The 17,865-nt window shown below is 62.2% G+C and carries 10 protein-coding genes; 6 read left to right on the forward strand and 4 right to left on the reverse strand.

What is annotated here, in order from left to right:
* The first annotated feature begins 76 nt into the window (after positions 1-76).
* From KBB96_RS13295 to KBB96_RS13305, 3 genes are all read left to right on the forward strand, one after another.
* Entirely contained in the window at positions 77-1,768 is a 1,692-nt protein-coding gene (locus tag KBB96_RS13295) for a DUF4407 domain-containing protein (RefSeq protein ID WP_211629933.1), read from the forward strand.
* Positions 1,769-1,858: 90 nt separating this feature from the next.
* The gene (locus KBB96_RS13300; protein WP_211629934.1) at positions 1,859-3,118 is read left to right on the forward strand and encodes a hypothetical protein; all 1,260 of its coding nucleotides are present in this window, start codon (positions 1,859-1,861) and stop codon (positions 3,116-3,118) included.
* A gap of 10 nt (positions 3,119-3,128) precedes the next feature.
* Positions 3,129-3,917, forward strand: coding sequence for a class I SAM-dependent methyltransferase (locus KBB96_RS13305; protein ID WP_211629935.1), 789 nt, complete (start codon positions 3,129-3,131; stop codon positions 3,915-3,917).
* Between the two features lie 49 nt (positions 3,918-3,966).
* On the opposite strand, the gene KBB96_RS13310 is transcribed toward KBB96_RS13305, so the two are convergent.
* The 3 genes from KBB96_RS13310 to rpsN form a co-directional block, all read right to left on the reverse strand.
* Complete coding sequence (locus tag KBB96_RS13310) at positions 3,967-5,397, reverse strand: hemolysin family protein (RefSeq protein WP_211629936.1); 1,431 nt, start codon at positions 5,395-5,397, stop codon at positions 3,967-3,969.
* A 9-nt stretch (positions 5,398-5,406) separates the two neighbouring features.
* Positions 5,407-5,667 (reverse strand): FmdB family zinc ribbon protein, encoded by a 261-nt coding sequence (locus tag KBB96_RS13315; protein ID WP_211629937.1) that lies wholly within the window; start codon positions 5,665-5,667, stop codon positions 5,407-5,409.
* Between the two features lie 63 nt (positions 5,668-5,730).
* A complete protein-coding gene (rpsN, locus tag KBB96_RS13320; protein ID WP_211629938.1) occupies positions 5,731-6,000 on the reverse strand; it encodes a 30S ribosomal protein S14 in 270 nt (89 codons plus the stop codon).
* A 225-nt stretch (positions 6,001-6,225) separates the two neighbouring features.
* On the opposite strand from rpsN, the gene KBB96_RS13325 reads away from it, so the two are divergent.
* From KBB96_RS13325 to KBB96_RS13335, 3 genes are read left to right on the forward strand one after another with little or no spacing between them, the layout of a single operon-like run.
* On the forward strand, positions 6,226-7,716 hold the full coding sequence (locus KBB96_RS13325) for a formylglycine-generating enzyme family protein (protein WP_211629939.1): 1,491 nt from the start codon (positions 6,226-6,228) through the stop codon (positions 7,714-7,716).
* Positions 7,717-7,729: 13 nt separating this feature from the next.
* Entirely contained in the window at positions 7,730-8,707 is a 978-nt protein-coding gene (locus KBB96_RS13330) for a D-2-hydroxyacid dehydrogenase (RefSeq protein ID WP_211629940.1), read from the forward strand.
* Positions 8,704-11,298: a glycosyltransferase family 4 protein gene (locus KBB96_RS13335; RefSeq protein ID WP_211629941.1), complete on the forward strand. Its 2,595-nt coding sequence runs from the start codon at positions 8,704-8,706 to the stop codon at positions 11,296-11,298. Before KBB96_RS13330 ends, KBB96_RS13335 begins: the two co-directional genes overlap by 4 nt.
* A gap of 232 nt (positions 11,299-11,530) precedes the next feature.
* Here KBB96_RS13335 and KBB96_RS13340 read toward each other — a convergent pair whose 3' ends face one another.
* Positions 11,531-17,704: an alpha-2-macroglobulin family protein gene (locus tag KBB96_RS13340; RefSeq protein WP_211629942.1), complete on the reverse strand. Its 6,174-nt coding sequence runs from the start codon at positions 17,702-17,704 to the stop codon at positions 11,531-11,533.
* Positions 17,705-17,865 lie beyond the last annotated feature (161 nt).

Genomic DNA, 17,865 nt, shown 5'->3' on the forward strand with positions numbered 1-17,865 from the left:
AAACAATGGAAGGAAATCCCGGTAGTAAACCGAAGTGTTCCGGACTCTTTTTTGATCCCTTTTCAAGATTCTCCCCATGAAATCCAGCCCGATCAAACGACTCTTCTTCTGGCTCTCCGGCGCGGGCACCGAAACGCTCGAGCAATGCCCGGCCTGGGAGCAGCGCAAATACGTCGCCTTCGGCGCCACCGTGCTGGTGCCCTGCGCGTTCGCCTTCATCGCCTGCGCCTACGCCCTCTCCACCCTCACCCAGAACCCGCAGGTGATCTATCCGGTGGCGGCGGTGTGGGCGTTCATCATTCTAACGATCGACCGCGCCCTGATCGCGGGCTACCGGCCCTATCTCTCATGGACGCGGAAGTTGTCCCAGTTCGCGCTGCGTCTATGCGTGGCGGTGCTGATGGGACTGACCATCGCCCACCCGCTGGTGCTGCTCCTTTTCCGCGACACCGTCTCCGCGGTGATCGAGAAGGACCGCGCCGCCGAGGTGGAGACCGTGCGTGGCGGATTCGAAAACGAGAAGACGAAGATCCGCGGGGAGATCACCAAGCTGGAAACCGCCATCGCCGAGCAGCGCCAGAAGTGGAACGAAACCTTCCAGGCCAAGTTCATCCTGCAGGAGACCGAGGATGCCTCCTCCGCCATTCCCGGCCTGACCAAGGAACAGCAGGCGGAATTGAAAAATGCCACCGACGAGGCGACCAAACCCTTCCGCGACCGTCTCGCGACCGTCGATAAACAGTCCGAGGAACTCACCCCGCTCTATACCAAGGTCCAGAGCGAACTGGGCTACTGGCAGGCCGAGTATGAGCGCGAGCTCAACGGCCAGCGTTCCGGCCTGAAGGGCGAAGGTCCGCGCGCACGCTCGATCCGCTCCGACCAGCTCGACCCGCGCCGCGAGGAATCGAAGCGCCTCGGCGGCCTGCTGGAACACGTCTCCGCCGAGAAGGCCAAACTCCAGACCCAGATCCGCGAAGCCGAAAAGGGCGCCATCGGTACCTTCGAAGCCCACATGAAGGAAATCGAGGCCGCCAACAAAGCGGAAGCCGACCGCGTGGCCGGGCTCAAGCGCAAGGTGGAGGAGGACCAGGCCGGCCAATTCGTCACCCAACAGAACGCCTTGCGTGAAACCATCAAGCAGCAGATCGATAGCCGCTTGAAGGAACTCTCCCTGACCCAGGATGGACTGGCCCGCATTTCCAATGAGGAAGCCACCCGCCTCGACGCCATCCGCGCGGAGCCCCGCCGCGACATCCTCACGCAAACACTCGCTCTGCACCGCCTCTTCCAAAGCGGCGCGGAGGGCGGCGTCTTCGCCTTCTACACCTATCTGGTACTCACGCTCCTGTTCATGCTGGTGGACACCATCCCGCTAGTTGTGAAGTTCTTCACCAAGCCCGGTCCCTACGATTCGCTGGTGGATCGTGACGAAGTCACCTTCGACTCCGAGCACAAGGCGTTCCTCCAAAGCCACCGCCGCTACATGGGCCAGCTTGCCGAGGGCAACCTGCTCGCCGTCACCCGCAACAAGCGCCTCGAAAACGCGCTGGTGGATGGCGTGGAGCATTCCCGCGCCGCGCGTGAGTTCCTCGATTCGCTGATCGAGATGGAACGCGCGTTCTCGGAGAAGATGCACCTCGAACAGGAAGCCGCCGCAGCCGCCTCGCCGGAAAAGCTGGCCGCGCTGGAAGCGATCAAGCGCCGCTTCTATGAAGACATGCAGCACCGCATGGAAAGCTTCTTCGCGGGACAGAGAGCCATGTCATAACTCCTGCGGCCTGCGACAATTTGCGAAGAATTGTTTCTTCTCCAATAGCATGAGCGGATCTATCGGTTATCGGTAGATCCACTCATGCTGATGAAGACATCCCTCTTTCTCCTGCTCGCCCTCGTCGGTCACGCCACAGCCGATGAGACAGCGGACAAAGTCGCCGAAGAGCTCGCCGCCGCATATAAAAAGACTGGCGGCTTCATCGCGAAATACCATTCGGAGTCCAAAGGCAGAACCCTTGATGCCACTGTCGCCTTGGACATGACATCCGGACTGATGGTGAGCGAGACCAACATCCTGAATCCGGAAAAACCCGCGGACATCGGCCGGATGTGGAATATCCCGGGCGATGTGGTCTACATGCAGCGGGGAGATCACACCTTCAAAATAGAAGGGATGCTGGAGGACCTGAAATTCCTCAATCGTTTCTCCAACGCCGTTTCCTACGCATGGACCCCATACGATGCCAAGGCTCCTCCCTCCATACAGGACCCGACACTCGTCGGCGGCACCATGCTGACCACCGAGGGAATGACCACGGGGTTCGCTGGCAGCACGTCAGATTGGAAGCCGTTATGGTGGAAGAGCGTTCAAGGAGGCACCGTCCAGGCACAAAGCCCCGAGAGCGTAACCTTCCAAACCAAGGATGACGGCTTGGTGACCATCGAACGGGCGAGCGGCGTGCTTCTGAAGCAATCAACTCCAAACCAAGCCGGCTCCATCCGCACGCTCTCCGTGCAAGGCCCCATCATCCTCAATCCCGGCAAGGAGCGAGTGGCCGCACTGAGTGTTGGCTGGAGCACGGCGACCGTCGGTGTCAAAGGTTCCGGCTCCCTGACCAATACCGCCCGCGCCCTTCAATTCCAAGACATCATCGCGAAATTGGAACGCGGGCTCATTGATCTGGGGAAAATCGAGAAGGCACTCGAAGAGAGGAAAGGCGAGCTCCATCAGATCGCAATCAAATGGGCGAAATCCGGAGAACTCTCCCGGCACCCCCGCTGGAAAGCAGTCATGGATGTCTGCAAGGAAGAAGCCCGCAAGGTCTGGTTGAAGCAACTGCCCGACAGTGGCAAAGGTGCGGACGAAGAAGCCTTCGAAGCATTTCTGGGTTCATCCGCTTTCCGCTCTCAGGCACTTGCAGAGATGGCCAAAGGCATCGCGCAGAATGAAGACCTGCGGGCGAGAGCCCTTGATGAAATGTTCCAGCCGCGCTTGAGCGCCTCCAACGAAGCGGGAGAAGCAGCGAAAACCCTGCTGGAGGATGTCCTGGTTGCCGCTTACGCCGAAGCCATCATGGAACAGAAAGCACGAGAATACTGGGGCGAGCGCAAAGGCTTGGATTGAGCTTCCGGGCATGGCCGCACAGATTCGCGCCGTGGCCAGCTACCAGTCTCTCGAAGCCGAATTCCACGATCCTTTCTGGGAGGCGGAAGGACCGTCCGTGGAACTGCCGTTGCTCCAGACGTTCCTTGCCCACTTCCCGGGGCCATCGCTGGAGGTCGGATGCGGCTCGGGCCGCTTGTTGATTCCGCTGCTTCTGGAGGGCTTCGAAGTGGAAGGGCTGGAGCCATCCGCGGACATGATGGCGCTGTGCCGGAAGAAAACGGCGGTGATCGGCCTGGAGCCGGTACTGCATGCCGGCACGGTGGAGGATTTCAAATCGGATACGCTCTATTCCGCGATCGTCGTTCCGGCCTTCACGCTCCAGCTATGCCCCGACCCCGCGCTGGCGCTGCAGTGCATCGCCGGATTGCTGAAGCCGGAAGGAGGACTCTATCTCACCGTGTTCACACCGGATGCGGAGTTGGAAGGCGATCTGCCGGAGAACGAATGGTATCCCGATCACGAGGTGCGGTTGCCGGACGGGCGGATCGGCGGGTTGGAAACCAGGCACCGGATGGATCCCGCAAACCGCACGCTCCAACGCGAACACCGTTACACGCTGATGGATGCGGAGCGGAATCCGCTGGCGACGCATGAATGCTCGCAGACGCTGCGCTGGTTCGAACCTGATGAACTGCACGCGCTGCTGGTCGCCGCGGGCTTCGAGCACTTCGAAGGCATCGCCGAGTTCGAAGAAACATGCGCGTTTCCGGAAGAAGCAGACGCACAGATCCTCACGGTGATCGCACGCAGAAGCTGAGACTCTTCGTAAGCAGTCTCTCCTTCAGGAGGAACTACGTGCGAAGAACTTACTCCGCTTCCTTGCCAGCCAGCACTTCTTCCGGTTCGGAGGCTTCGGACTCGTCGCTCGATTCCGGCAGCTTGCGGAAGTGGACCTGGCCCACGCGGCGGCCGTCGGTGCTGGTCACCTTCGCCTCATAGCCGAGGATCTCGATCGTCTCGCCGGGCTCCGGGAAGCGGCCGAGCTGCTGGGTGATGTAGCCGCCCACGGTGGTGACCTCGCCGCTTTCCAGATAGAGTTCCTCCACGTAGCCGCTGAGGTCGTTGAGGGTCATCGTGCCTTCGATGACGAATTCATCGTCATTGATGCGGTTGAACGAGGAACGTTCGTTGTCGAACTCGTCCTGGATGTCGCCCACCAGCTCCTCGATCACATTGTCGAGGAACACGATGCCAACGGGTGTGCCGAACTCGTCCACGACCATTGCCAGATGCGCGTGCTCACGCAGGAAGAACTTGAGCAGCGTGTCGAGCGGCATGGTGTCCGGCACGATCTTCAGCTCGCGCTTGATCCGCATCAGATCCGGATCCGGCTGGCTGACCAGCTTGAGCAGGTCCTTGATATGGATCAGGCCGATGGCGTGGTCGAGGTGGCCCTTGATCAGCGGGAAACGGGTGTGCTTGCTGCGCTGGGCGATTTCCAGCGCTTTCTCGAAGGGCTGGTCGGCATCGAGCGCCACCACGCGGGCGCGCGGCGTCATCACGTCGCGGACCCAGAGTTCGTTCAGCTCCAGCGCGTTGATCAGGATCTCGCGCTCGGTTTCGGTCACTTCCTGGGCGCGCTCGCTCTCGGCGAAGAGCAGCGCCAGCTCGGCCGCGGAGTGGACATGCTCGCCCTCGCTGACCGGATCGATGCGGAAGATCACCTTCAGCAGCCAGTTCGCAGTGCCGTTGAGCATCGCGATACCCCATTTGAAGGTCTTGTAAAACACATGCAGCGGCGCGGCCAGCAACAAGGTGGTGACGACCGCCTTGCGGATGGCGATGGATTTCGGCAGCAGCTCGCCGATCACCACGTGCAGGAAGGTGAAGGAGCCGATCGCCAGGATGAAGGAAATGATCGAGCCCACCTTCGCGGGCACGCCAATCATCAACAACAGCGGATTGACCAGCGCCTCAACGAACGGCTCACCAAGGAAACCGAGCGCCAGCGAGGCGATGGTGATGCCGAGCTGGGTGGCGGAAAGGTAGCCATCGAGATGCCCCACCACATGCTGGGCGGTGCTCATGCGGGTCGGCCTGTCCTTGTTGCCGGTCTCCAGCTGGCTCGGACGGACCTTCACGATCGCGAATTCCGAAGCCACGAAGAAGGCGTTCAGCAGCAGGAAGAAGACGATGCCCAGCAGGTAGAGCAGGCAGACGCCGAGCGATGGCAGCTCATGAGGCGCTTCGTGCCCGCCTTCCACGGCGAGCAGGGTGATGAGGGAGAAAATGGACATCGCAGGAGTTCAGAGTTTCTCGTAGACGCCTTTGTCGCGTCTTTCGAGGACGGTGAATCCCGCGGCCTTGGCATCGCTGATGGACAGCGGCTTGGCGATTTTGGGAGTATTGACCCGGGAGATGACTTTCTTCACCGGGTGCTTGCACAACGGACACTTCTCCAGCGGCGCGCGGTCTACAGGGCGGCGCAGCTCGAACCCTCGGGCGCAGATGCGGCACGATCGTTCGGGATCCTCAGGAGCTTCTGAAACGTATTCGTAGATGGGCATGAAAAAGACCCGGGAGCGGGTAGTTTCCGTCCCGGGTCGAAATGTAGCGCGTGTCGTGCCAGCTTACCAGCTCGACTTGGTCACGCCCGGAATCATACCGGCGCTGGCAAGTTCGCGGAAGCTGATACGGGAAAGCTTGAAGCGGCGCAGGAAGGCGCGGCGGCGGCCGCTGAATTCGCAGCGGTTCACCAAGCGCGTCGGGCTGGCGTCGCGGGGAAGCAGGGTCAGACCCACGTAGTCCTTCTCCTCCTTCAGTTTCTGACGGAGGTCGGCATACTTGGCGACAGTTTGTGCCTTGCGTTCGTTGCGTGCGATCCAGCTCTTCTTAGCCATAATTCGGGGCGCGGTGAATACCCCATCCACAGGGGGAGGCAAGCCCAAACTTCCTATTTTCCGGCATTTTCTCCAAAATGAGTCGCCGCAGCGGGGATCGGGTGGCGGATTTTTTCAAAATCCCGGCCGCCCGCAAGCCGGGGTTGCAGGCGGAATGCGGATGGAAAATCGGGTTCAAATGGGAATTGTGGGAATCCACCCCGCTTCCCTACCCTGCGGACACACATGCAACGATCGTGGCTCGTCGGAATGCCGGTCTGGGTGGCTGCCTGCCTGGCCACCGCGAATGAAACCAAGACGCTTGATCTGGGCGGCGGCGTCACTCTGGAGGTGGTGCGGGTGGAGGCCGGAACTTTCACCCAAGGGTCCCCAGACACGGAGGAAGGCCGCGCAGCGGATGAAAGCCAGCGCCAGGTAACGATCAGCCAGCCGTTCTGGATCGGCAGGAGCTCCGTCACCGTCGGCCAATGGAAGCGCTTCATCTCCGAAACCGGCTACCGGACCGAGGCGGAGACCGGCACCAGCGGTGGCTTTGGATGGAATGGCAAGGAACTCGTCCAGCAGAAGCAGTTCACGTGGAAGTCTCCGGGCTTCGGCCAATCGCCGGACGATCCGGTGTGTCTCATCACTTTTCCGGATGCCTCGGAGTTCTGTAGCTGGCTGTCGAAAAAGGGGGCTCTCCGCATCACGCTGCCGACCGAAGCCCAATGGGAATATGCCTGCCGTGCTGGCAGCACCGCCGCGTGGCACGACGGCACCTCCACCCTCGCCGCCGCCGGAGTGAAAACCGATCTGACCTGGCACAAAGGCAACTCGAACAACAGCACCCACGCCACCGCCTCCACCGCCTCGAACCTGTGGGGCATCCGCATCGGCGGGAATGTCTCGGAATGGTGCCTCGACTGGTATGCGCCTTACACGGCGGGCCCTGTCACCGATCCCCTCCAAACCAACCAGAACCTCTCCGACAAGCCGCGCCGCGTGCTCCGCGGTGGCTCGTGGATCCGTGACCTGAAAAACACCCGCAGCGCGGCCCGCTACCGCGCCGATCCGCGCAGCCGCAATGCCGATATCGGTTTCCGCATCGCCGCGCCGTATCAGGTGATCGCGGAAGCTCCGACGCCCGCTCCATTGCCGGCCAAATCATCGCCTTCTTCCGCAGGCGCTCCTGATCCGGCTCCTTTGTCCGGCAGCACCGTCGCTTACTCCGGCCAATCCCCAGGTTTCAGCATCGGCGGACTCGCCTGCCTGTTGATCCCTCTTGGTGCGGTCGTCGCCATCGTGGTCGCGATCGTGAAAACCGCCTCCCGCAGGAGTGGTGGGACGCCGCCCCCGTTCCCATCCAACAGCAACAATAGCTATCTCCCTCCCGCTCCGGCCGTGCAGCATCAGGTGCGCATGACCGAGGACGGCTTCTGGCTGCAAACGGATGCGGCAGCGGGCACGCCGCTGGACGTGACCTACCGGCTCGCCGATGGCGTGGAACAACGCAGCCGCCTGACCTACCAGCCGGGACCGCAGGGACATTTCGTCTTCACCGGACGCCGCCCGCTTTCCGTTTCGATCATGCCCATCGTGGCTGCCGCAGCGGCTTCCGCCATGGCCTCGCGGATGTTCAACCAGCCGCCGCCGATGCAACACAGCCCCCTGATGGATGATCGGGATGACGACTGGGCCCGCCCTGTTCCGCCGCCCCGCAATCCGGCTGCCTATTGATCGATCTGTTTTCATGTCCACGCTCAAGGTTTTCACCGATATCCAGGCCTCCGCCGGACTCCTCGATTGGCTGCGCAACGAGATCGCGCCGCATGAACTTCTGCTTCCCGCCAAACGCGCGGCCTCGGTACTGGTCGAGCAGGCCTCCGATCCATTGATTGCGGAAGCGGACATCGCTTTCGGCCAACCGGATGTCGCCAGCGTGTTGAACGCTCCGCGCTTGAGGTGGCTCCAGGTCAGCTCCGCGGGATTCACGCGATATGACACGCCTGGGTTCCGCAAAGCCGCGAAAGCCCGCGGACTGGTGGTGACGAACAGTTCCCATGTCTACGATCAGGCGTGCGCCGAGCATGTCTTCGCCTTCATGCTCGCACAGGCCCGGCAACTACCGCGTTCACTCAAAACCCGCTGCACAAACAGCGATCCCGCATGGACGATGCTGCGCGAAAGCAGCCGCCTGCTTCTCGGGCAATCGGTGTCGATCTACGGCTATGGTGCCATCGCCGAGCGGCTCGTTGGCATGCTCGCACCCTTCAACATGGAAATCACCGCCGTCCGTCGCCAACCGCGCGGAGACGAAGGCATCCGCATTGTCACACCGGATCAAGCGATCGCCGCTCTTGGAGAGGCGGATCACGTGATCAACATCCTGCCGGACAACGCGGACTCGCGCGGCTTTTTCAACGAAACGGTTTTCCGCGCGATGAAATCGGGAAGTGTGTTCTACAACATCGGCCGCGGCACCACGGTGGATCAGGACGCGCTGGCCGACGCCCTGCAACACGGTCCTATCGAGGCCGCATGGCTCGATGTCACCGATCCGGAACCGCTGCCGGAAGGACATCGCCTGCTCGGTCTTCCAAATTGCCACATCACGCCGCATGTCGCCGGAGGGCAACGCGGAGAAAGCCGGGTGCTGGTGGCTCATTTCCTCGAGAACTTCCGCCGTCATCTGAACGACGGGGCGCTGCTCAACCGCGTGATCGGATGAGCGGAGTGCGTGCCTGGATATTCGATGGCGATCCTCGGCGACCATGGCTGGCCGCACGTACGATCCGCAGCCTCCGCGCGGCGGGCATTCACGAAATCCACACCGCTCCTCCTGAAGAAGGCCCCGTGCTGATCGTCCGCGCGGGGACCTGGTTGACGCATCCGGAGTGGTTCATGCCACTGCCTGAAAACGCTCCGGTGGCCTTCGGGCTCCCGCCGTTCGATGCGAAGGATCATCCATGGCATGACCTGCAAGCAGCGCACGGCGGAGACATCCAAGCCGCCAACGGTCTCCCGCCCGTCATGTGCGAATGGCATCCCACGCTCGCAACCGCCACGGCACGCATCGAGGAGAGAGACATCCCGCCCGGAACGCGGCTGGTGCATTTCCCTGCGTTGGATTTCGCCAGCGGCAATTCGCTGCGCGCTCTGGAAATCGTCACCAGCCTCCAGCATGGCGGAGCAGAGAAAATAGCTGCTGATCTCACCCGGCATCTTCCCGGCCATGGTGTGGATACGATACTTGCCGTACTTGGCACGCCGCTGCGGCGGATGCTGGAGGACGCACCGCCTTTCATCGATCTCTCGCATGCCCGACGTCATGAACGCGCGGGCGAGGTGAAGAAGCTGGTCCTTGCCCACGGCATCGACGTCCTGCACCTGCATCTCACCAGCGCGGAAGATACCCGTGCGCTATCCACGCTTGGACTGCCTACCGCCGTGGCCCTTCACAATACTGCGCGCGGTTGGCCGGAAGACTGGCACACGCTGCGCAAGGAAGACGCCTCGCTGTTCATCGCCTGCTCGAATGCGGTTGCTCAGGAATCCCGTTATCGCTTGCCGGAAATTCCGGTGCGCACGGTGTGGAATGGCATCGAGCCGCTGCAGGAATCGCCGCGACCGGATGGCGAAGCATTCACGCTGGTCGCAGTGGCGAATCCACGCCCCCAGAAACGGCTCGACCGCCTGCCTGCGATGCTGGCGGCCACGCGCACGGAACTGAAACGTCGCGGGCATTCCGGAGCCTTGAGACTCGTCATCGCGGGTGAAGCCCCGGAAAGCCATCCGAATGCGGTCGCGTGCCTGGAGGATCTGGAGATACAGGCTCAACTCCATGGCATCCGTTGGGAGTTCACCGGCGGCACACGGCCCGTGCCTGAGGTGCTCGCGGAAGCACATGCCTTCGTTTCCTACAGCGCGCACGAAGGGCTGAGCCTCGCGCATCTGGAGGCCCTCTCGGCGGGTTTGCCAGTGGTTGTCACGGCGGTCGGCGGCACGCCGGAAATCGCGGCGCGCTGCCCGGCGATGAAACTCATCGCACCGGAAGCCACGCCGGAGGAATTTGCCGCCGCGCTGGTGCCGGTATTGCTCGATCCTCCCGCATCCGGCCGCGACAGGGTCTTCCGCGATTTCAGCACGGACCGCATGGCGGCAAGGACGGCACGCCTGCTCCGGCAATTAGCCTGCCGACGGGAGAAGCCCGGAGAAACGTTCTGGTTCGTCGCCAACAATCTCTCAGTCGGCGGTGCGCAATCTTCGCTGCGGCGTCTGATGGTGGAACTGCATCGCTGCGGCCACCGCGTGCGTCTTGCTCTGCTACAGGAATATCCCGATCACCCGACACCGGGACGCGAAGCTCTCGTAGCAGCGGGCATTGATGTGTTCGTTCCTCCACCTTTCGGACAAATCGATGCGATCGATTCCGCGGATCTCATTCTCGCGGAGATGACGGCCGACCCACCACGCACGGTCACGTTCTGGAATGCCATCACGGCTTCGAAGTTCCTGATCGCGGAAGGGCTGCCTTTCGCCCGGGTGGTGGATGTCAGCCCGGGGGAGATGTTCTTCGATTCGCTCGACCGCTGGCTGTTGCAGCGCCCCGCATCACTGCCGGTGTGCGAGCCTGCGGACTACGGACGCGTGCTCGATGTGATGGTGGTGAAGTATCACGCCGAAGCGGAGCGCGCCGCCGCGCTCGGTGTGCCGGTGAAGGTGGTGCCGAATGGCATTCCGCTACATGAGGTTCCGGCACGACGGCCTGCCGGTCCCGTGCTGGTCTTCGGCACGACGGCGCGCATCAGCCCGCAAAAACGCCTTGGTGATTTGCTTGATGCGTTTCGTGATGCCATCCCGGAACTCCCTACCTGCGTGTTGAAAATCGCCGGAGGAATCGAAACGGGGAGTGAGGAACATGCCGCCGAACTGAAAACCCGATCCGCAGACCTGCCGGTGGAATGGCTCGGGGATGTCCGCGATATCCCCACGTTCCATGCGGGTCTCGACGTTTTCGTGATGATCTCGAATCCAGCGGGATGTCCGAATGCCTCGCTCGAAGCACTCGCCTCGGGTCTGCCGGTGATCGCCACCGACATTGGCGGCGCCTCCGAGCAGGTCATCGACGGACAGACAGGCCGTTTGGTGCCGCCTTATGAACCGGAAGCTCTGGCGAAGGCGATGGTCGATCTGACGCGATCACCGGAAGAACGCGCGAGACTCGGTGCGAATGGCCGCCGCCATGTGGAGGAGCATTTCAGCCTCGAACGCATGACGGAGAATTGGCTCAAGGTTCTCACCCATCACATCGAATCCTGATCGCTCTCTTGAGGACCAAAGGTCCGCCCCATACCAGCCCAGCCCGCAAGGGCTGGGTGGGCATGACTCCCATGATGGAGGGCTGAAAGCCCGATCGATGTGGAGAAGACTACGATGCTCACTCCCCGAACGAAAAATGGATCGGGCCTTCAGCCCTCCAAACAAACACCGGACCCAACCTGGGCCTTGCGACCCAGGCTGGTATGGAGCGCGCCTTTGGCGCTTTAGAGATTCACTTCTTCTCCACCACCTCCAACCGGATCTCGTCCGAGTTCGCGCGCAGTTCCGGCGCGTACATCGCCTCTGCTTTCGCGGGCAGCGCGTGATACTTGCCGGGAGCTTCCGCACGGAGCTGGTAGGTCACCTGGCTGGTGCCACGCGGCAGCGACCGGATGAAGAAGTCCACCGTCTTGTCGCGTGGTTCCATGTAGGCCTGGATTCTGCCGCGGACGTAACCGCTCAGGCTTTCGGTCGCTTCGAAGCCCGCCGCCTTCGCGTCGGAGAAGATCAGGTATTCGTAGTCGTTCTTGCTCTCCAGCACGAGCTCCACCTCAATGCGGTCACCACTGGCGAGGCTTGCTCCGTCCTTGAGTTCCTCGCGGCGGAACTTCTGCACGCGCTGGTTCACCACGAGTCCGGTCGAGTCCGGTACCACGGTCTGGTTCTCTTCCGGGATCAGTTTGTAAACGTGGCGCTCCACCTTCACCTCGAGGCCCGCCTTGCGCAGGAAGTCCTCCAGCGAGAAGACCTCCAGATAGACGTTCCCATACAACGAACCTTCCCCCTTCCGGCGCAACTCCACCGTATGCCTGCCCGTCGGCAAGCCCGCTGCATCCACGATCACCGTGCCATCAAAAGAGAACAGGTTCTCCCGGTCGATGGACACCGTCCGCAGCGATTTCCCATCCAGCAGCACCTCCACATCCATCTTCGGAGCAAGCTCACCGCTCGCCTTCAAATAGGCGGCGATGGCCTCGATCGCATATGCGGTGTCGCGGGTGGAGTTCCAGTAGCAGGCATGGCGGCGGTTGTTCACCAGATACTTCACCAAGCCACGAGTTTCCGGCGCTTTCGGCTTCACCGCCGAAAGCAGCTTGAGATACCAGGCGTTCGCCTCCACATCGCTGCCATACCAGTACCACCAGTAGGACTCGTTCTTCAGATCAAGGTAGTGGGTCTGGTTTTCATCGTCGCGCTTCGCGAATTGGGCGATGGTCTGCATGACCTCGTCACGGCGGCCCGCGTCCTTCCTCCGATGAAGCTCCAGCCCCGCGAGGCACTGCGCATACACCGGTAGCTCCAGGCGATCGCGGAACAGGAAATCCACCATCTCCGGCCCATCCTTGCCCGCCTCACCCAGCACCATCCGGACAAAGGCATCGGTGGAATCCGTACGGCTCTTCTCGTAGAGTTTCGATGGCTTCGGCTTCTTGCCCGCTTTCTCCGCAGCAACACGGGCGACATGACGTTTCAGGGCGGCGACTTCCTTTTTCTCAGACGATTGCAGCCACGCGACGCCACGATTCAGCATGCCGTCCGGCACATTCGCGCCATTCGCCTTCGCGGACAGCAAGCCGTGGACGACCACCACCGTGGTGTGGGGATAAGACGTCTCTCCATAACCGGAGAACCATCCCCATCCGCCATCGGAGTTCTGCATGTTCATGAGGCGGTCCACGCCCGCCTGCTCCATCTTCTCGATCTCAAGCGCATCGAAAACCGGATTCCTCTTCCACTGCCGCCATTGCTCGGCACGCTCCCGGGCGTCCCCCATCTGCTGGGGATTCAGGTTGATGCGTTTCTCGCGGATCTCATCGAGATTCACACCGAGGTCCTGCACCATCTTCCGCGCGATCACCAGGGGCACGAAGCGGTTCAGCGTCTGCTCGGTACAGCCGTATGGATACTCCGCCAGATAGGGAATGGCATCCACCACCGCACCCGCCACCGTGGGCGAGAAACGGACCGTGAGCTTGGTCTGGTCGGCGCGGCGTTGCTCCGGAATCTCGAAATCGATCGACGTGCTGTCCTTGCCCGGATCGATCACCCGGCTCCACGCATCCTGGCGCAACATGCCGTGAACGATCACCGGCACCTTCTTCTCGATTGCATCGCCGTCGTCCGTGGTCACCGCTTTCATGCGAACCACGGCTTCTCCTTCCTTGAGGGCTTTCACCCGCCAATCGACACGAACCTCGCCCTTGGCAGGTATCTCCACACTTTTGGTCTCGCCCCCGATCTGCTCGACCGTGCCGCCTTCAAGCTCCAGCGAAACCTTCACCGTCCTGGGTGCGTCGTATTCGTTATGGACGACCGCGCTGAATACCGCCTCATCCTTCTCGACGAGGAAACGCGGAGCTTCCAAACGCACCAGCAATTCCTTCGAGGTGATGATCTCGGCGCTGCCCTCGCCCACCCGGGTTCCCTCACCCAATGCCCACACGCGGGCTTTCCAGGTGGTGAGATTGTCCGGGAATTCCAGCGGAATTTCCGCGCGTCCTTCCGCGTTGGTTTTCACCTCACCGGCCCACTTCAACAGATCGGCGAACTCCTTGCGGACAGTGACCGCAGGTTCCGTGCCGTCCTCTCCTCCGGCTGCGTCCTTTTTCTTCGCCACTTCCATGGGAGCGGCGAAGGTAGCGGGAGCGGCACTGAATGCATCCGCAGCCATCCCGCCCTCGTCGAGGCCCAACCTGCTTCTCGCCGAAGCGGAGCGTCTCTCCAGCCTGCCGCCCACGCCACCTGTCACGACGCCCACCCATCCGAAGTTGCCCAACGTCTGCATCGTCACCTCATCCGGAGCGGCCAGGCTCCCTTGCGAACCCGGCACGGACCCCACAGTACGAGGACCCCAGTAATTCCGTTTCCACGACCAGAAGTTTTCCAGGATCGGCGCGGCATTCGGACCGCCGGTGAGTGCCTCCAACGCCTTGTCATAGATCGCCACCGTGGTAGTCCCCTGGAATGGCTTGCCCCCGCCATCCCGCACGATCACCGCGAGCGCGGATTTCTCGCCGGGTTTCACGCGGGCCTTTGCGGGCTCCACCGAGACGTCCAGCGCCCGGCTCTGCGGAGGAAGGAGGATCTGCCTGACCGCGGTGTGAACCTGTGCTCCATGCACCGTGACGCCCTCGACAAAGATGTTCGGCATGTCATCGAGCGACAACGGGATCTGCACCTCGCCACTGCGACCATCCAGCACGATCCTTTTCGCCTCACGTCCACCGCCTTGTTCGGCACGCAGGAACAACCACACGTGGGCGTTCGGCTGATCGCTGTTCACCCGCAGCTTCACCGTGTCTCCGGGAGCATAGGAAACCTTGTCGGTCACCAGCTCCAGATCGCCGAATTGCCAGTCATCCCCCGGTTTGTCCGTGCCGTGGACGTTGAGAATGAGTCCGCCCTCGGTGGCCTCGCCACCGTTGTGAGAGAGCTTCGCCGCAAGCCTGTATTGTCCGGCAGCGGGTGCCTGGAAACGCTGGTGGATCTCTCCTTCCGCATCCGTCTTCACCTGCCAAAGGGAGATCTCCTTTTCATCGATGCGGCCGTTTTCTCCTGCCACGAGGCGCAGCAGACGAAGCGTGCCCTCGGCCCCCACCACCGGCTTGCCCGCCAGTGTGGCGGCGGAAACCGTGACCTCCACATTCTCGCCCGGGCGGGCGTAGCCACGGTCCGCAGCCACCACGATCTCGAACGGTTTCCGCGCGGCCACCACGCTGCCCTTGCCGGTTTCCTCACGGCGGGAGGCATCCACCACCTTCGCCTCGATCGAATAGCGGGCATCCATGTCGCCATGCACCTGCTTGGCCGGAGCGGTATCCACCTCCACCCTGGCGGTGCCGTCCTCGCCGATCTGCACGGTGCGCTTGATCACCAGCTCCGGCGGCGTCCAACGGTTGCCGCGCCACCATGGAGGAGACGGTGGAATGCAGCCCCAGGACTTCCATCCCGGATGCCACGGAGCCTCGACGCCGCACCACCACGCACCACGGCCATACAGCCAATCCCAGCGCCACATCGGGAACCAGCGCTCTCCGAGCGATTCGCGGTTCACGGTGATCTCGACGGTGGCATTGCGCACCGGTGCCCCGTGGAAATACACCGCCTTTACGATTGCCGTGAACTTGTCCCCGAGCCTCACAGGTTCGGACGGAGCCTCGATGCTCACCTCATATTCCGGCTTGCGATACTCCTCGACGCGGAAACGCACGATGGCGGTGATCTGATTGGGAATCTCGAAGCGTGCGGTCCATGCGCCGAGCACGGCATTCTTTGGCAGCACGCTCTGGACCTCTATCGCCCCCAAGGCATCTGTCTTGAGATTCTCGATCTTCATCGCCTCCTGGCCGCAGCCATCGATGAAGATCACCCGGCCGGTCTTCCCTGACCAACGCGCCTCGTCGGCTTTGCCATAGCTGACTTCACGCAGCCAGAACTTCGCATGGATGGCGTCTCCAGCCTTGTAAAGCGGGCGATCCGTGACGCCGTAGGAGATGGCGTCACGATACGCTCCGGGGTCATTGCCGCCATATCCGTAAAATGGCCCGAAGCCGCCGAATGCCAGACCCCGGCCGTTCTTCCGGGAAACCATCGACCATTGGTACTGGCTGTCCCAATCGCCTGCCTTGAGGAGAATGCGGCCCTCGCCATCGGTCGTGCGGTTGAAGATCTTCGTGCGGATTTCGTAGCGTCGTCCCAGCGGCAGCTTCCGCTCGATGTCCACGGTGCGGTGGCCGAAGAACTCCACTTCCGCGTCCGCCACGGGAGCGCCGGTGGCGGCATCCGCCAGCCAGACCTGACGCCCGGCGGCGGTCTCATGCTGAACGATCACCGTATCGATGATCCAGATCACGGTGTGGATGGTATTGCCATTCGCCAGCGTGCCGGTCACCCACCATGCGCCCGGCTTGTCGAGCGGCACCTCGATGTTCGCCAACGTATCGCGATGCTTTTCCCCCGGTTTCAAATCCTGCTGCCAGGCCGCTCCGATCTCGCCGAGATACTTGGTGGATTTCCCCTCGATGAGCCGCATGCCGATCTGCCCCGGCTGGATGCGCTGCCAATCGAGCTCCGGCGGATTGCCCGAAATGTAGTCCTTGATGTCGCGGAGCACCGCTTCCATGTCGATGGGCGCGGCGGTGAGCTTGATCGAGCCCGCATTGCGGAAGGTCAGCGGAATTTTCGGCCGCGTGCCGGACGCCGCGGTTTCCGCGGCACCGAAACGTCCCCATGCGCCGGTGATCTGGGCGAGGAGCTTTTCACGCTGCTTGTCATCGCCGGGACCTTGTTTGGAAATCACCTCGCGCAGCGCGGTCTCCGCACGGTCATACTGACGCCGGTCGAGATATTCATCCACCAGAGCATCCCCCGCCGAGCCGCCAACAGACTTGTCATCCAACAGCGAACGATAGAGCGCGATGAAGTGTTGCCCGGGCGGCAGCTTGAAACGGCGGACACCATCCGAGGTCTTCGCGAGACATTCATCATCTGCAAGAGTGTCCACGGCGAGAATACCCTTCCCGCTTTCCTCATCCGGAGCTCCCCACCAGCCATACCCGCCCAGGGTCTGCACGCCGTACTGGCTGCGGTTGAACTGGGCCAGATAGAACCGCGACCATGGCTCCAGAGACGCATTCAACCGCGCCTGCTCGGCCCAGGCGAAACGCAGCCGCTCGCCATCGTTTTTCGCCGCATCCCAGGACGCCGGAACTTCATAGAGCACCGGCTTGTCACCCGCCCATGGCGCGCCCTCCGTGCCTCCGGACGGACCTTCCTCCTGCCAATCCGGGAGAGTGTCCAGAGGCGTGAGCAACTGGAGCCTCCATGCCTCGCTGCCATATTGTCCCTCCCCCAGCTTCGCCGCCACCATGGCCCATGCATTGACGCGGAATGCCTCGTCCCGGGCCGTGTCCACCGCGCGCTTCACCAGTTGCATCCCGCGGACGAAATCACGGTAGGCGCAGGAGATCATTTCCCCGGCGGTGGCATCGCCATCGCCCGGATTGAAAGAATGCCGGCCACCACGCCTCGGGCCGTAGTAGCCCTGCTGGCGCTCGAACTCCCCGGCCAGCATCCGGCCGCCGTGAGGCACCGATTGGAGGCTCACGCCCGCGGCCAGCAGCAGATGCGGTTGATCGGGATGAGCCTCGAGGGCTTTCTCCATCAGGCCGTCGAACTTCTGCCAATCGTTGAGGCGTTGGAGGGACATCATCACCTTCTCCCAATCCTTCCCGGAATTCTCATCTCCGACCGGCAGGAGCTTTTCCTCATAGAGGTCCAGCGCCTCACGCCAGCGCCCCTTGTCCACCATGCCATCGCGTTCCGCGCGGATCTTCGCGACATCCTGCCCCATGGCAGCGAGTGCAAAAAGCCACATCCCTGTCAGACTGAAGAACAAGGTTTTCATGAGTTCTGCAGAGTAGACAGCGGACGGCCGGAAGTCTTGGAGGAATTTGCGACCTTTTCGCGATGACGGGGCAGAAAGGCGGACAAACCAACACCGGAATGACGAGTGTCGATCTATCCGCCCTGCTGCGACCCACTACGGGGTCGGAGAAAATATCAAAG

Origin of the sequence: Luteolibacter ambystomatis (assembly GCF_018137965.1) — a bacterium.
Taxonomy (GTDB): Bacteria; Verrucomicrobiota; Verrucomicrobiia; order Verrucomicrobiales; family Akkermansiaceae; genus Luteolibacter; species Luteolibacter ambystomatis.

Coding starts and splice junctions, on each gene's coding strand:
- KBB96_RS13295 (WP_211629933.1), top strand. CDS start 77: ATGAAATCCAGCCCGATCAAACGACTCTTCTTCTGGCTCTCCGGCGCG.
- KBB96_RS13300 (WP_211629934.1), top strand. CDS start 1,859: ATGAAGACATCCCTCTTTCTCCTGCTCGCCCTCGTCGGTCACGCCACA.
- KBB96_RS13305 (WP_211629935.1), top strand. CDS start 3,129: ATGGCCGCACAGATTCGCGCCGTGGCCAGCTACCAGTCTCTCGAAGCC.
- KBB96_RS13310 (WP_211629936.1), bottom strand. CDS start 5,397: ATGTCCATTTTCTCCCTCATCACCCTGCTCGCCGTGGAAGGCGGGCAC.
- KBB96_RS13315 (WP_211629937.1), bottom strand. CDS start 5,667: ATGCCCATCTACGAATACGTTTCAGAAGCTCCTGAGGATCCCGAACGA.
- rpsN (WP_211629938.1), bottom strand. CDS start 6,000: ATGGCTAAGAAGAGCTGGATCGCACGCAACGAACGCAAGGCACAAACT.
- KBB96_RS13325 (WP_211629939.1), top strand. CDS start 6,226: ATGCAACGATCGTGGCTCGTCGGAATGCCGGTCTGGGTGGCTGCCTGC.
- KBB96_RS13330 (WP_211629940.1), top strand. CDS start 7,730: ATGTCCACGCTCAAGGTTTTCACCGATATCCAGGCCTCCGCCGGACTC.
- KBB96_RS13335 (WP_211629941.1), top strand. CDS start 8,704: ATGAGCGGAGTGCGTGCCTGGATATTCGATGGCGATCCTCGGCGACCA.
- KBB96_RS13340 (WP_211629942.1), bottom strand. CDS start 17,704: ATGAAAACCTTGTTCTTCAGTCTGACAGGGATGTGGCTTTTTGCACTC.